At 47.9% G+C, this 14829-nt stretch carries 16 protein-coding genes and 1 pseudogene; 5 read left to right on the plus strand and 12 right to left on the minus strand.

Features of this window, described 5'->3' with window-relative positions; translation table 11 throughout:
- Positions 1-204, plus strand: a 204-nt coding sequence (locus H6G00_RS34990) for a hypothetical protein (protein ID WP_206757011.1), incomplete at its 5' end; no start/stop codon positions are given.
- 237 nt (positions 205-441) lie between these two features.
- Here the strand turns inward: H6G00_RS34990 and H6G00_RS13245 are convergent.
- The 6 genes from H6G00_RS13245 to H6G00_RS13270 all read right to left on the minus strand — a co-directional run bounded on the left by H6G00_RS13245 (position 442) and on the right by H6G00_RS13270 (position 7034).
- Entirely contained in the window at positions 442-1191 is a 750-nt protein-coding gene (locus H6G00_RS13245) for an SDR family oxidoreductase (protein ID WP_190797090.1), read from the minus strand.
- Positions 1192-1274: 83 nt separating this feature from the next.
- A complete protein-coding gene (locus H6G00_RS13250; RefSeq protein ID WP_190646954.1) occupies positions 1275-2405 on the minus strand; it encodes an SDR family oxidoreductase in 1131 nt (376 codons plus the stop codon).
- A 63-nt stretch (positions 2406-2468) separates the two neighbouring features.
- Complete coding sequence (locus H6G00_RS13255) at positions 2469-4025, minus strand: aldehyde dehydrogenase family protein (RefSeq protein ID WP_190797091.1); 1557 nt, start codon at positions 4023-4025, stop codon at positions 2469-2471.
- 112 nt (positions 4026-4137) lie between these two features.
- On the minus strand, positions 4138-4842 hold the full coding sequence (locus H6G00_RS13260) for an NHLP leader peptide family RiPP precursor (RefSeq protein ID WP_190797092.1): 705 nt from the start codon (positions 4840-4842) through the stop codon (positions 4138-4140).
- Positions 4843-5142: 300 nt separating this feature from the next.
- On the minus strand, positions 5143-6027 hold the full coding sequence (locus H6G00_RS13265; RefSeq protein ID WP_190797093.1) for an AraC family transcriptional regulator: 885 nt from the start codon (positions 6025-6027) through the stop codon (positions 5143-5145).
- Positions 6028-6137: 110 nt separating this feature from the next.
- Complete coding sequence (locus H6G00_RS13270) at positions 6138-7034, minus strand: AraC family transcriptional regulator (protein WP_190646948.1); 897 nt, start codon at positions 7032-7034, stop codon at positions 6138-6140.
- Positions 7035-7455: 421 nt separating this feature from the next.
- Here H6G00_RS13270 and H6G00_RS35340 point away from each other — a divergent pair.
- Positions 7456-7658, plus strand: a pseudogene (locus H6G00_RS35340) (DDE-type integrase/transposase/recombinase); the annotation flags it as partial.
- 275 nt (positions 7659-7933) lie between these two features.
- On the opposite strand, the gene H6G00_RS13275 reads toward H6G00_RS35340, so the two are convergent.
- The 4 genes from H6G00_RS13275 to H6G00_RS13290 all read right to left on the minus strand — a co-directional run bounded on the left by H6G00_RS13275 (position 7934) and on the right by H6G00_RS13290 (position 11663).
- Positions 7934-8590: a sulfite exporter TauE/SafE family protein gene (locus tag H6G00_RS13275; protein ID WP_199318470.1), complete on the minus strand. Its 657-nt coding sequence runs from the start codon at positions 8588-8590 to the stop codon at positions 7934-7936.
- Between the two features lie 134 nt (positions 8591-8724).
- The gene (locus H6G00_RS13280; RefSeq protein WP_190646946.1) at positions 8725-9168 is read right to left on the minus strand and encodes a DUF6640 family protein; all 444 of its coding nucleotides are present in this window, start codon (positions 9166-9168) and stop codon (positions 8725-8727) included.
- 167 nt (positions 9169-9335) lie between these two features.
- Positions 9336-10193: an AraC family transcriptional regulator gene (locus H6G00_RS13285; protein WP_190797094.1), complete on the minus strand. Its 858-nt coding sequence runs from the start codon at positions 10191-10193 to the stop codon at positions 9336-9338.
- A gap of 477 nt (positions 10194-10670) precedes the next feature.
- Complete coding sequence (locus H6G00_RS13290) at positions 10671-11663, minus strand: tyrosine-type recombinase/integrase (RefSeq protein ID WP_190797095.1); 993 nt, start codon at positions 11661-11663, stop codon at positions 10671-10673.
- Between the two features lie 136 nt (positions 11664-11799).
- Between H6G00_RS13290 and H6G00_RS13295 the strand changes: the two genes are divergently transcribed.
- From H6G00_RS13295 to H6G00_RS13305, 3 genes are all read left to right on the plus strand, one after another.
- Complete coding sequence (locus H6G00_RS13295; protein WP_190797096.1) at positions 11800-12339, plus strand: hypothetical protein; 540 nt, start codon at positions 11800-11802, stop codon at positions 12337-12339.
- On the plus strand, positions 12336-13016 hold the full coding sequence (locus tag H6G00_RS13300; protein WP_190797097.1) for a hypothetical protein: 681 nt from the start codon (positions 12336-12338) through the stop codon (positions 13014-13016). Before H6G00_RS13295 ends, H6G00_RS13300 begins: the two co-directional genes overlap by 4 nt.
- Before the next feature lie 239 nt (positions 13017-13255).
- Entirely contained in the window at positions 13256-13537 is a 282-nt protein-coding gene (locus H6G00_RS13305; RefSeq protein ID WP_190797098.1) for a hypothetical protein, read from the plus strand.
- Positions 13538-13749: 212 nt separating this feature from the next.
- On the opposite strand, the gene H6G00_RS13310 is transcribed toward H6G00_RS13305, so the two are convergent.
- Entirely contained in the window at positions 13750-14196 is a 447-nt protein-coding gene (locus H6G00_RS13310; RefSeq protein WP_190797099.1) for an ester cyclase, read from the minus strand.
- Positions 14197-14334: 138 nt separating this feature from the next.
- Complete coding sequence (locus H6G00_RS13315) at positions 14335-14802, minus strand: OsmC family protein (RefSeq protein WP_190797100.1); 468 nt, start codon at positions 14800-14802, stop codon at positions 14335-14337.
- Positions 14803-14829: the final 27 nt, after the last annotated feature.

A 14829-nucleotide genomic window follows, 5' to 3' on the forward strand; every position in this document is an offset into this window, starting at 1 on the left:
ATGTCGGGCAAAAAGTGCCGCCACTTAAACAGGGATGAAGTAGACATAGAAAATCAGGTGCAAGAGTTTAAGCTATCCCACCTTACCATTGACCGATTTTTGCGACACAACCGGCTGACCTACCTCACCACTAACTGGTTTTTGCGACACAACCAGTTTTTCTTGAAATGGAGTGAGAATTGCAGTCTTCACCAAGAAATTTGATTGTGAGCATACTGGACGATTTTACCTTGATATTCCGCAGTAATCGTCACATTTGACAAATCAACATAGCGAATCTTACCTCCCTGTTGCAGAGTTGCCAACATGCCAACGGAGTCTCTAAACGGGACATAGGGATCAGGACGGTGAGTTGATACAAATCAATCTGCTCTTGCTTGAGCCATTGTAAACTTGCCTCATAACTCTGGCGCAGACGAGTGGGGCTGCCGTCGGCTAATATTACCACGGTAGTTGAATTGGCGTACCGAACCTCCGCATTTCAGCAAAGAACTTGCCCTGCGAACCTCCATCCGGTAGAGTTGCTAAATATACGGCTGTCTCGGCTCCCTCCTCAGCGGTAAATAGGGCATTAGCGCCTCCCATGTCTGTCTTTAGCCAACCAGGGGAATAGGTATTGATTAGAACATTTGTCGCTTGAAGCTCTTTGGCAAGGATAGCAGTCACCGCATTGAGCCCCACCTTAGAAATTCGGTATGAGGGAACGATTGGGTAACTGTCTTCACCTATCAAACTGAGCGATGCCATCTCCGTTGTAACATTGACAATTCGACCGTAATTCTGCTGTTTCATGAATGGAATTAGAGCTTGGCAGAGTTGAATGACGGCTACAACATTGGTGGTGAAAGTAGAGAGTACAGTTTCTGTCTGAGCAGTGAGCAAACTTGCTTCTTCTACATGTCCCGATGAATTCACTCCCGCGTTGTTCACTAGAATGTCAACTTTGCCGTAGGTGTTTCTTAACCACTCAACAAACTGTTGAATACTTTGAGCATCCGTGACATCTAGCGTGTGATAGTCTGCCTGTATTCCCTCAGCTACCAATTGGTCTTTAGCAGCTAATCCTTCTGTCTCTCGACGGCTTGTGATGATCACTTTGATGTCTGGTTTTTGCCCTAGTTTACGGGCAATCGCGTACCCCAATCCTCGATTACTACCTGTGACAACTGCAATTTTAGGCTGTTCCGTCATGGTAATCCTCCTTGAATGTTGGAGCGTTAAACGTTCTTGTTGAGCAGTGGTTTCTAGTGAAATTGCAGCAAAGCTAGAGGCAGTTAAGGCTGAGCGGCACCCACTGTAGGTTTAATCCAACGGTGAGCTTGACCCATAGCCAAGTCACGGAGGACTGGCAACACAGCGTCACTATCAATGCCTCGCACTTTGGCACCGTCTGAGGTCAGCACGCTGTTCAAGGTACCCTCAATTTCTGATATACCATCGCTTACGTCTTGTCCCGTTTGCAGCAGAACATAGGGCGATCGCTCGATCGATTCATCATCAAAATCGCCATGAACGCGCCAATCTGCAACTGGGACGTAGAGCCCATTCGGTTCGCTGGCGGCAATTTGCTTTTTCGACTTCTGCTTTTCAGGGGTCAGGTTGACTGCCATAAAGTCATCCATTAACTCTGGTACAAGTTGATTTACCATGACCAGTGCCTTGGCAATCCCGCTACCATACACCTGACGCACCGGATGTTCTGCAGCGTAGACAACCGCCTCAGCAACTACCTCAGGTTGAACAATGGGCGGAGCGGGGCGGGGCGTAAAGCCAATCCTTGAAAGACCCGTATCATAGATGGGAGTGTTGGTGCCAAAGGGCATGATGGTAGTGAGGCTGATGGGGACGTTTTGCTGTTGCAGTTCAATCCGCAACGCATCAATCATGCCGTTTAGTCCATGCTTGGAGGCACAATAGGCAGAAGTCATCGGATGTCCCAACTGTCCAAGCACCGAGGAAAAACAGATGATTGCGCCACCCGGTTCGCCGCGTGCAATATTTCGCTTCAGGTGCGGCAGTGCTGCCCACAGTCCATGCGCTTGACCAAACAGATTAACCTGGATGATGCGGTAGAGTTCTTCCGGTTTCGTCTCTTCAAAACTGGCAGTTGCCCAGACCCCAGCTACACCGACCCAGGTATCAATGCGCTCAAATCGCTCGACCGCCAAGTCTGCTACATCCTTGACTTGCTCAAAGGCGCTGACATCTGCGACTTGCGTCACACAAGTTCCGCCTTCTGCTTCTATCTCTGCTTTCAGCGATGTCAGTCCTTCCGCCCCGCGTGCAGCAGCGACGACCTTTGCGCCTTTTGCGCCCAACAGTTTAGCTGTTGCACGCCCCATCCCGCTGGATGCACCAAATATAACCACGACTTGATCGTGAATCGGCTTCAGTTTGATAGTCATTGCATCCTCTCCTTATGAATTAGATGTGAGTTAGATAGCGATCAGTTATGGCAATGTCATACTTCAAGCTAGATTTGCCCAAACCGTCTTGTATTGCGTATAGCTCTCAAGGGCTTCTGCTCCCTGCTCTCGCCCATACCCAGACATCTTGAAGCCACCAAAGGGTGCGTTGGGATGATATTTGTGCCAGGTGTTAATCCACACCGTACCTGCCTTAATCTTGTCAGCGAGGCGCAGCGCCCGACCTAAATCTCCAGTTTGGATGCCGGAAGCTAGTCCATAGGGTGTGTCGTTGGCGATGCGAATGGCTTCCTCTTCGCCGTCAAATGGGATGATAGGCAATACTGGACCAAAGATTTCTTCCTGACTGATCTTCATGTCATTGGTGGCGTCAGCAAATAGCGTTGGTTCAATAAACAGTCCTTTGCCGTTCACCTTGCGCGTGTTGCCACCAGCAACCAGTCGAGCCGCAGACTGCTTGCCTGCTTCCACATATGACCAAACCTTCTTGTATTCACTGGAGCTGGCGATCGGTCCAACCTGAGTCGCTGGAGCAAGTGGATCACCAAGGATTGCTGCATTTGCCTTGTTCGCCAGCTTTTCAACTACTTCGTCATAAATCGCTCGCTCGACCAAAAGCCGTGAACCGGCAACACAAACCTCGCCTTTATTCCAGAAAATGCCCCAAAAGGCTGCCTCTACCGCTTGGTCAATATCTGCATCCGCAAAGATAATATTCGGCGATTTTCCACCCAGTTCCATTGTCAAGTGCTTGAGAGTGTCTGCTCCATTTCTGATGATCGCCTGACCAACACCTGTTGAACCCGTAAAAGCAACCTTATCCACCTTGGGGTTTTTCACTAGCGCATCGCCTAGAGAACCGCCAGGACCTGTGACAAGGTTATAAACGCCCTCTGGCACATCTGCTTCTAACATAATTTGTCCCAACAGTAGCGCACTTAATGGGGTATCGGAGGCAGGCTTGTGAACGAAAGTATTTCCGGCAGCCAACCCCGGTGCAATCTTGCTGACCGACAAAGCCAGAGGAAAGTTGAACGGTGTGATGGCGGCAACTACTCCCAAAGGTTCGCGTCGAGTTAGCATACGGATGTCAGACTCGTAGGAAGTGCGATAGCTGCCGTTCATAGCGCTCATCGCTAACCCACCGAAGAAGCGAAACAGTCCCGAGCAATGGGGCATGACGGTGGTAATGAAATCTGTATAGGGCATTCCCATATCCATTGCTTCACGCACCGCAAATTCCTCGGCGTGAGCATCCATCAGGTCAGCAATGCGGAACATGATTTTGGCCCGCTCTTCGTGATGCATCCGTTCCCAGGGACCGCTTTCAAACGCATCAAATGCGGCATTCACGGCTGCATCTGCATCTGCCACACCCCCTTTGGCAACCCGTGTGATTTCCAACTCTGTGGTTGGATCATGGGTGGGCATTGTTTCTCCCGTTTCAGCGTCGCGCCATTGCCCATTGATCAAAAGCTGACCGGGAGGAATTGGTATACGCTGAGGACGGCTCGAATGCGGTTCTGCTTTATGAAAATCGCAGAGTGAGTTATTTTGTTCAATAGACTCGTTGAGTTTGATGCTGATATCTACAGTCATGGCAATTCTGCCTCAATAGCACTGTTCTTTGCGATTCGCTCTTTTATACTGAATCAGTAGCAGATGATTGCTTAGGATGTGTAACGCATCCCTCGTCGGTTTCCTGCTGCTGTTAGGCGTAAATCTTGTCCTCTAGCTTTTCAGGCAATGGAGTGAGTAAGCGAGGGCAATTCAACCACCACCAAAACGAATGAGCGGCGGCAAACCATCCGGCAATATGCTCTGAGTTCTCAAGCAAGTGTTCATCTTGGGGACGCTTGGGAATGACAAAGTGCTTCAGAGTGGGCGTATCGACAGGTGCAACGACATTGAAATGATCAGGGAATGTCGCTCCAAGCTCTTTCGCCAGTCGTGCTTTCGCATCTTGCTGCATCTCTGGTATAAACTGCGGGTCTTTCCAAGACCGCCCAATAATCAGGACGTGAACTCCCTGACGGAAGTGATCGAGAGTTTCCAAATCAGCCCCGTTTCGCATTTGCCACCAAAGTAATGAGTGTGCCATCATCCACCAGTCAGCAATTTGTTGAAAGCGATAGGCAAATTCCTCCTCAGGCGGGTTTTCAGGCAGTATGAAGTGAAATAGGCTGGCATTGTCTTCCAGCACTTTTACCTGAGTTTCAGCCGGAAGTTTAAGGTGACATTCCCGCTCCAGCACTGCTTTCGGATTACTGAGAAACTCTTGTTTGAGTGCATCCTCGTGCCACAGACGCAGCAGCAGCCGCATTTGCAGAGTTTCTAGATACGGTCCATACGTGCTCGCATCGATCGTAGACCAGGTTGTCTTTACATCGGGCAAAGCCAAAGGCTGTGTAGCCATGAAAATTTCTCCAATTTCAAGAGATGAACGTCCATATCCAGTGCGTTTTGTATTCCTACTCACGCAAACTGTGATTCCGAAGAATGAAGGCTTGTAATCATCAAATCTACAGTTACGATATGAGTTCTGCCGATTGGAATATGCTACATTTTTGCGATTTCTGGTACGTTTCTGCTTTGTCTTTCAAAGAAGCTCCAAAAGCGCAAGACGGATGACTTCAGTATCAAAGCCACCCAATTAATCGTTCAATACAACGAGTATATTTTTATTTATTGCTCCTATATTTAAATTATGAATTTCCTAATACTTGCGATAACTCGTAGGTGTGACACCTGTATACTTGCGAAAAATGTTTGAAAAGTGACTAGAACTTTGAAAACCAATTTGTTTTGAAATATTTAACACTGTCAGATTTTGTTGATTCAATAATTTCTTTGCCATTTCAACTCTTCGACGCTGCACATATTGATGAGGAGTCAAACCAGTGGACTGTTTGAACAGGCGAATGAAGTGAAATAGGCTCATCTGCACGGTCGCCGTTAACGTTTCTAGCGATAGTTCTTCTGTTAAATGCGTATCGATGAAGTCGAGAATTAAACGGAGTTGGTGCTTGGGTAAACCCTTTTGATTAGACGGAAGGATCTGTTTCCAAACCGAGTAGCGTTGTAATAGATGGGCTGATAACAGCGTTGCTAATGACTCTGCATAAAGACGGTTGTTAGCACCCAATTCTACTTCTGACTTTAGAGCTAAGCCAATCTGATAAATAAGTGGATCAAACATGGCAAATTGCGGAATCATCTCAAAGCGATCGCCATCCACCGATTCGTAGGCAGTGCGAGCTAAATGAGGCGGGTCTAACATGAGGACAGTAAAATCACCCTGCCCATTCCAGCACATTTTGTGTGGGGCTGTTGCCGGAAGAATGACCACTTGCCCATCATCAAGTTGCTCCTCCTGCTTGCGCCCATTGATTATTCGCTCTCCTTGAACAGTCTGACTGGAGTGATGCACCACCACACAATGTTGTGTCATTGAATGTTCACGGTTTTCCCAAACAGGTGGTTGATGGTGCTGTACTTGAATCCCTGTCCAATTCAGGTGATCACTAGTACTTACAGGTGGACAAGGCACGATCTGCAAAAGAGCCTCTTCTTGCGTTGGATCGATTAATGGAGGTAACATTTGCGCATCCTCTGCGCTCAAGGGGAAATGATACGGCAAGTATCACTAATTTAATGCCTGTCTGATACAATGTTTCTGCTCTTTTTAACACGTTCTTGCAATTGTTTCTACTATTGCTTGAGAAACGTAAAAGGAGTTACACCGACAATGCGCTTGAAGTGGCGATTGAGATGACTTTGGTTGGAGAAACCGCATTGCAAGGCAATATCGGCAATGGAAAACTTGCGCTGCTGCAATAACTGCTTGGCTCGCTCAACTCGTTGCTGAAGTAAATACTGGTGGGGCGAAATTCCTGTTGACTGCTTAAACAAGCGGCAAAAATAATACTGACTCATGCCGACCACTTCAGCAAGTTTGGGAAGCGTGATCTCCTGATCCAGATAAGCATGAATATAGTCGATTGCTTTCTCTAGGGCGTAGTTTGATAGACCATCTGCAATGGTTGGAATCTTGGGTTGAGTTGTAGAATAGTGCCTGATTAAGTGGGCTGCTAATGCAGTAGTTAATGAATCAATGTAGAGACGAGTAGAGGGTTGCTCTGACGCTAATTCTGATGTCAGCGCTACCCCAATTTGGTAGATCAACGGATCAGACTTAGCAAAGTGTGGCAAAATCTCAACTCGATCGGCATCCACAGTTTCATGAGCAATATGAGCAACATGATCCGGATCAAGCATGAGCAAAGTGAAATCACAATCCCGTCGCCACAGCTTTTTATGCAACACATTTGCTGGAATCAAGGCAATGTCTCCTTTATTGAGTTGTTCACGTTGCTTTTTCCCATCTAGTACCCGCTCTGATTCCGCTGCATGGTCTAGATGATGAATCGACAGCATGTGTTGCGAAGGGGCATACTCAGGCATTTCCCAAGCGGGTTGATAGTGGTGTTGAACCCAAAGGCCAGCCCATCCCAAATTGTGACTAGAGAGTAAAGGCAGTCGGGGTAGGAGGCTGGTTGCGGCATCTTCTTCCGTAAAATTAACTTGTAATAATTGTTCTTGAGACATTGTTCGCACTCCTCCATCTACGTGAAGTTTATAACGTTGAACTTTGTCCCTGATTCAACGGCTCATACTACTCCTGAATATCGTTCCAACGTCCCTGCGCTGTCTTAATATGCAGAATTTGAGATAGGGTGTAAAGGGCATTCCACTGATACAAAACCTACTAACGTGGAAGCCGTTGCGAAGGGACATCAAAGTTTTTGATACCACCACGCGATCGGTGTCTAACACTTCACCAACCGTTTGTAGCGCTGTGTTGACTGCCTCATGCAAAGGCGTGATCCTTAGTAAGGGATAAGTGGCAATCGCAGTCGCTTCTAACAAGCAATGCTCCAAGTTGGAGTTGTTAAAGTGTGGTTGCAAGTTGGCAAGTTTCAGCTAAGCAGGATTCTGTATTTTGTCTCCTCATCGGAGTTAAGTTGACAGTACTGTAATTAAGCAAGACCATAGAAACATCAAATGAGTCGTTAGACCGATGATGGGGTTCAAATCGTTTAATAGTGCGAGAAGAACCTTGAATGGAGAAGCGATGAACATGATTAGGAAAGGACAAGTAAATGAAATCGACAAAGAAATAGTGTATCCCAAGCTAAATTTATTGAAGCAATTTTTGGAATTGCTGCTTAAAGTAATGCAAACGATATAGATTGCTTGTCCTTAAAAAGTTTTTGCGACCCAACCGTCAGCCGTGCATTGCAAGTGGAGTTGTGTGAGTAGAGCTGCAGTGCAAGCAATTTATGGAAAGCTAGCTGGAGGTTGAAGGCAGGAGCTAGTCTACCAAGCAAGGGCTTCTACCCTCAATTTGAGTGGCGAGATCTGACAATTTCTTTTCATCTACTTACTTTGACCTAATGCTGCACTCATATTGCCAGCAACAATAATGCCGATTTTCATTCTCTTCTCTAAATTACAGCACAAGCTATGAGTGTAGCTCCCACAGCAATTACTGCAATTGCGCTAATTAGTGGTGTGTAGAACTGCAAGGGTCGAACAAATGAAATCTGCTTCAACCATTGATGAGCATAAAGAACAATCAAACCAATGCTAACTAATACGACGGCTAATCCAGAACTAAAAGCACAGACTAATAATAAACCGTATGCTGTTTGATGAAGAGCAATTGCACTCAGTAGTAACACTAGGGCAGATGGGCAAGGAATGATTCCACCAGCAATTCCTAATGCCAAAAGAGACTGTAACGTGACCTGAGAATCGTAAGAATGATGCGTATGGTCAATAGAGTGATGGTGAGTATGATGATGGTCAGGGATAGGGTTCAAAAATCGGTCAAGTAACCAGAAGCCAACGCCACAAACCATCAAGCCACTGAGTAAACTGAGAAACGGATACAGCCGCTCCGGTAAAACATATCTGGATAACAGCAAGGCTAGAATACCCAATGCAAAGACGCTGATCGTATGAGTCAATGTTGTTACTAGACCCAACAAAATTGCCTGTTGAGGAGTACCTCGTGAGCCGACAAGATAAGCTGCCACCATCGTTTTTCCGTGTCCAGGAGAGAGCGCATGTCCAGCTCCAGCCAGTAGGGCAATCCCCATTCCGCTTAGCATTAAGGGTGGAGATAAGCTCATATGTGCTAGATTTGCGGTCAGGAAACTCCCATGCCCAATATGAGCAAAAGTTGGGTGAGTAGATAGGAATGCAGATAGCAATACACAGTTAGCGATCACAATCACTCCTCTAGACGACTCGCTTCTGCTCGAGAAGCACGATACAAACCATAGCCAATCAATGCTAAAACGACGCTCACCGTTGCAACCACCACATTTGCGTAGATAGGAATGCCTGCTACGATTGGCAGTGCTTCTTCAAGGTCAGCTTGCAAACTAGTTCCAGGAATCACTAGCGTCACAAAGAAAAAGGGCGACCAAAACACAACTGGTACAAGCATTGCTACTGTGTAGGCAATATTGGGTTCTGTCGATCGTCTCCACAATAACCACAGCGCCATGATACTCATGCCACTGAGTAACCACAGCATCACGACATCATGAAACTTAGCATGAGGATGCCATTCAGGATTGAAGACGTGAGTGGCGTTCCAATCCACCGCTACAGAAACGACAGCAGTGCTGACAAGAACAACCGAAAGCAAAATACGACTAATTCCTCTCATAATCTGCAAATAAATTCTCAAGCCCCTAACCAGGCTGTAGAAACCATCAGAACAATACAATGTACTGCCTGACCTAGGATAGTCAATTCTTGCCAAATTTGAACAACGATTAGATGATTCTTGCTATCCTGGTTTACCTGAAGCAACGCACAGACTCAACTGGATTTCTAGCGATCGAGCAACTGTTGTCTCAAAAACATACTTGGCGTGGCTCCAACATATCTCTTGAAGTGTCTGGTAAACCGGCTTTGATCGGTATAGCCAACCAGTAGAGCAATTTCTGCGATTGTGCATTTCCTTTGTCGCAACAGTTCTTTTGCTTTTTCCATGCGCTGCTGAAGCACGAACTGATAGGGTGAAACGCCCGTTGCTTGCCTGAACACCCGGCAGAAGTGATATTGGCTTATACCTGCAATCCCTGCCAGCTGTGCTAGCTGAAGAGGGCGGTCTAAATAGCTATGGATGTAATCCAAGACTGGCTGAAGGTGCTGGGTTGTTAGCTTGCCTGCATGGTCCTGTATTTTCGGTTGAAGGGCGCAGTACTGGCGCAGTAGATGCACCATTAACACCTGCATCAATGATTCAGCGTAAAGTTGCTCACCGATGCTGTCAGTATCAAGTTCTGTCTGAAGTAGGTGAGCGATCGCCTCAATTTGGGAATCGCGAGCACCGATTGTACTGAGCAACTCAACCCGGCTTGAGTCCAATTCACCGGCTTCTTCTGCGATTTGGTTCAACCAGCTCGGGTCAATTACAAACATCAATGATTCATCTGTGCTGTTCCAAGCCCAAAGCCCAGTTACCTGAGCCGGGCAAATCCAGAATTCTCCTTTGAGTTGATCAGATTCAGATTCCTGTTCACCGATCCGAGTTATTTTTTGTTGATTGCCATCGCTTAGCAGCAGGCAAAGTAAATGATAGTTGCATCCAGGAAAATCAAGCTCATTTGGGGCTGAGAGGTGTCGATCGATCGTCAACCCAGGAAGTTCGATCGTGCGACGCTGAGAGATCCAGGATTGCTTCATACCAGTCTCATGAGTTCATCAACATCCATCTCAAGTTTATGGTAGTGAGCAGAGAGTTGCTCACCTCTCGGTTTCTGGTTCTACCGCAAGAATTTTTAATTGAGAGACACCATTCCTTTGTGCAACTCCTTTCCCTTGTTCTTTTCTAATCAATTGCAATTGCAAGGTAATTTAGGGGTAAAGGTAGCGGTGCGATGTAGAAAGTCGAGTGTTAGAGGATTAAGCTAATCCTCCTAAATGAGTGGAGAGCCGTCTCTCCCGGTGGAATCTGTCCCACTGTCCCCCCGTAAAAGAGTCATTGACTCCGGTCACACTGGCAGTAAGTAATGAACCCAGTGGAATGCAGACCACGAAAGTATCCAAGCCCGGAAGGGGCAAGGGGAAACCCGACAAGGTTAAAGCAACTGGACCGTCGTTGGAAGCTTCGCATTTACCGTGTCAGTATCTTTAGCCCTGGAGCTAGCCTGAGCACTTCTCCTATTCCTCACCTTGTTCGCCGATCGCCTTCAGATATGCCTCAGCAGCAGCCTGCTTAAATACTCCCTTCGTGTAGCGTTGAAACACGCGATCGCTCTTAATCCCCATCAACTCCTTGCCAAACAAGGGATCAACCCCTCGTCGTGTCGCCTCTGTTCCAAACGTGTGCCGGAAACGATGCGGGTTGATGTCTTCCACCCCTGAGATCGCCCCTAGTCTCTTCACCATCTTATGCAAGCCCTTGTAGCCCAACCGTTTTCCTGAACTCATCGGGTCTTGCGCTAAAAACATGGGACTCTCCGGCAGTGGCTCAAATTCCTCGCCTCGTTGCCGTCGCCACTCCAGATACGCCTCCAGATGCTGCCTCGCTTCTGGGCCCAGCGGCACCTCACTCACATTCTGTCCCTTCGAGCGATGCACCTTCAGAATCTTGCCGTTCCAATGCTCTACGTTTAGGGCAGAGGCTTCTGATGCCCGCAGTCCATGACTGAGCACAGCTACAATCGCGCGGTCGCGCACCCGCGTCCGTTCATCGAGTTCCAGTGCTTCCCGAAGTTGGCTCAGCTCCTCTGCCTCAATATGGTTTGCCTGGAGTTCCTCCTGCCGCTCCAGATCGATCGCATCCGTCGGCAGTGGCTTGTTCATCGGATAACCATTACTCCTCCTGAGCCATCCGTAGAACGATCGCAACGTGTTGAGCGCATGATTGATTGAGGTGGACTTCAACCCCTTGAGCTTTAGTTCTCGGCGATACTTGCCGATGTCGCTAGGCGTGACATCAAGCCAAGACTTGTCACACCAGGCAGCAAACCGTACTAGCTGCCCTCGGTAAGTGCGTCCCGTATTCTCCGATTTCCCGGTCTGCCGCAGAAACTCCTCAATCTGCCAGTGACGCATATCCGGTGGCTCTTCCCGCTGAAGCTCCTCCTTTTTACCACCGTCCAGCGGCACGATCACGATGGGCAAAACTGGGTCAGAAGGGGATGAAGCCATCAGGAGCACAAAAATTGAGTGGGTTTTAGGTAGAGATAATTGCACTTATCTCTACCTGAATATTGTCAGAATAATAACGCTACTCTTGTGATTCCTGGTAGCTGGTAGATAATTGAAGCAGTTCAAAGGGCACTGCATGGGACGGCGAACGAACGAGAAATGCTGGGCTTGCGCTCTGCTCACCGCTGGAGAGGCGCGAAAACTGCATGACTCCGAGCTGGGTGGAGATGGCTGTTGGCGCGAGGGAACCTGCCGCAGTCGCCGCTCCTATTACCGCAAGGGGCGTAACCGATTAGCACAACGAAAGATGGCGATCGAGGAGATCACAGTACCCATTCCCCAAGTTGCTTATGTCGTGCTGCACACCTATGTAGACCAACCGCGTGAGCCGAATGATGAGGTCGTGATTCATGCGATGTGTGCAGAACTGTGGATCGGAGAGAAACCGGTGGCAATGACGCAACCCCAACACACCTTTGGGCTACCGCCCCGTCTAGTGAAGGAGTACGCACGACAACTGCTGGATGCCCTTTACCAACGTTACGGGAATGGACGACGCAGTGGCTTTGAGCGGTTTGCTCGCGAAGAACAGCACTCCGTATCCCAGTGCCCGATTCGTCCCTGCTCCTACCATGCCGAGCATCTCCAATTTGTGCAGGGGGAAGGATACCTGTGAAGGAGGAGCAGCTTGAACTTGCTCTCTGGTCCCAGTTGCGACAGGCGCAGCAGATGCCAGAGACGGTTGGAGTAGGACAGATATTGGATGCAGTAGAGGTAGCAGCCGCTCAACTGCCCGAGTCCGATCGCCTTCGGTTTGCTGGGGAAGCTTTGCTTCAAGTTGCTCAGCTGTGTGCAGCACGAGCAGGTCTGTTGATGGACGAGTGGGAGGAGGCATCCCGCGACCCGATTGTGGAGCAAGGATTTTTTACTGGCTTGGTTCGCCAGACGATGGCGGTAGATCTGAGTGACTTAATGGAGCCAACTCCAGCTCGAAAACCTCGGACGAGACGAGCAAAATCAGGCGGAACTGAGGAGGGATCGATTGTTGCGCCGGTTGACAAGGCGGTTGTGCTGGCAATGGTGGAGCAACTGGAGGCAGAGGCAATCGTTGAAGAGGAGAGAGCGCAGCAAGTGTTGGCAATCGCTCATGAGGAGAATGTGTCGCAGTGGATAGAGGCGATCGCCCAAGGACTGCAAGCAACATTCCCAGATTGCGTTTCCTTTGCCCAGTTATGCCAACGTCTGGAAATGCCACAAGTGGAAGTTTGGCTAGCTGTATTGTTGGGTGAATTTGAATTGGAGCAGGAGGGGGAGTTTTATGATTCTCCCATTTGGGTGAGACAGCGGGATTAGGAGAGGGCTGTGTCTAAGGTATCCACTAGTAGAATTACACTTCGCAGCAGTACAGGCAGCTCTCAAGTATGTACCAAGTGCCCAGTAAAGCGGTTACTGAGGCTTGCCTGCGCTCCAATAGGTTTGCTGCTTCATTTCATTCACCTTTTGCATCTGAGCAAGTGTTCTACACCCTGCATTGAATCCGGCTGAATGGGGATAAGGGTTAGGGTATGCGTTAACATCTTGAGATGCGACCATTGCGACTATTGCTTGAAACCCAAGAGGCAGCCCGTGAGGTTGCCTTTATGCTGAGATGCAAGTACGACGGGTGCAACATGATTATGCTACCGCCGATGCATGACACACTGGCGCTACGAACGGCGATCGAACTGGTTGGAGTCGATTTCTGCTTTGATGGAGATTACTACCCGCTAACATTGCCGCAGTCCGAGGAGGCAGCAATCAATTTGAGCGAGAAGGAAGCATCTGAGAGAATCAGCCGGAAAGCTCAGTTGTGGTGTGACCAATCTCCGTTTTGATCCCACCTTGCAGAAACATTGCCGAAAAGAACCATCGAGCTAGTGTTTGTAGTACGGTTGAAAGCTCAGCCAATCCGCACCTTGAAAATTAAACACTGCTATCTAAGACTCATTTTCGGCATTGTTGTTAATTGCTAACGGTTCGTTTGAGCGGCTGCAAACAACCTTCGTCATGTACCAAGATCTTTCGTCAGTCTGCTCCAAGTGGATTGTTAGGCAGGTGGGTTGAAATGTCCCAGTTGCTTTAGCCCGTTCAGATTGTCCCACTCTGCCCACGCTTCCACAATTTGTCCATCCTGCATCCGATAGATGGCAATATAGTTCGCTGTCAATTTTCTACCACTTGGTGGATACGATCCCATCCAACCTTGTTGTGTTCCCTGGAATCGCTGCCGAACTGCTACTTTATCTCCTTCAGCAAGGATATCTTCGATACTTTCAAATGCATCAGGAAATGTTGCCAGTTCACGATGGAGAAACTCCTTTAGCTCATCTCGACCACAAATTCCAGGTTCACCAGCAGCGTAGCTATGTCGCACAAAGTCGATGGCAACTAGTTCATCAAGCTTCTTCCAGTTTTGTTCATTAATTGCATCAACAAACTCTTGAATAAGAGCTTTATGACGGTTAGTTTCCTCTTTGTCTTTACTCTGAATCATTTGGGTTACTCTCGCTGTTTTGAATCAAACTTTTATGGGTTCTCCTCGTTGTATTTCTCGCCTAATAGTAGAATTCTTAAACGCGGATAATTTCTTGAATTCAGCCAACTAATAGTTACGTTCTGATACAGCAACTTGTTATGTCGCAACTGCTTCAACAATAATCTCTGTCTTTACCGAATTTGCGAGAAAACAACTATGATGGGCTTCATCATGCATTTCCTCGACATGCTTGGTGGTAGGCAAGTTGTCTCCAGCAAAAATCACCTGTGGACGAAGGCTAACTCTTGTGATTGCAAGCTTTCCACCCTCACTTTTGTTCATTAAACCAATTGCATGATCAGTGTAGCTCTCAACGACAAACTTCTTTTTTGCTGCAATAGAGAGAAACCAGAGCATGTGACAGCTTGATAGAGAAGCAATAAAAGCTTCTTCGGGGTCAACACAGGCAGCATTAGAATATGGCACAGGAACAACATGCGGCGAGGAGGAAGCAAGAATCTCGGCTCCTCCGTCAAATTGCCAAATATGTTCACGACTATATTGGTTGTCAGTGAACGTAGCTTGGTTACGCTGCCATTGCACAACTGCGATATGCTCAGACATTGTTGCTATCCCAGTACAAAACTTTAC

It is taken from the genome of Leptolyngbya sp. FACHB-541 (assembly GCF_014695875.1).
Classification (GTDB): domain Bacteria; phylum Cyanobacteriota; class Cyanobacteriia; order Elainellales; family Elainellaceae; genus JAAUTN01.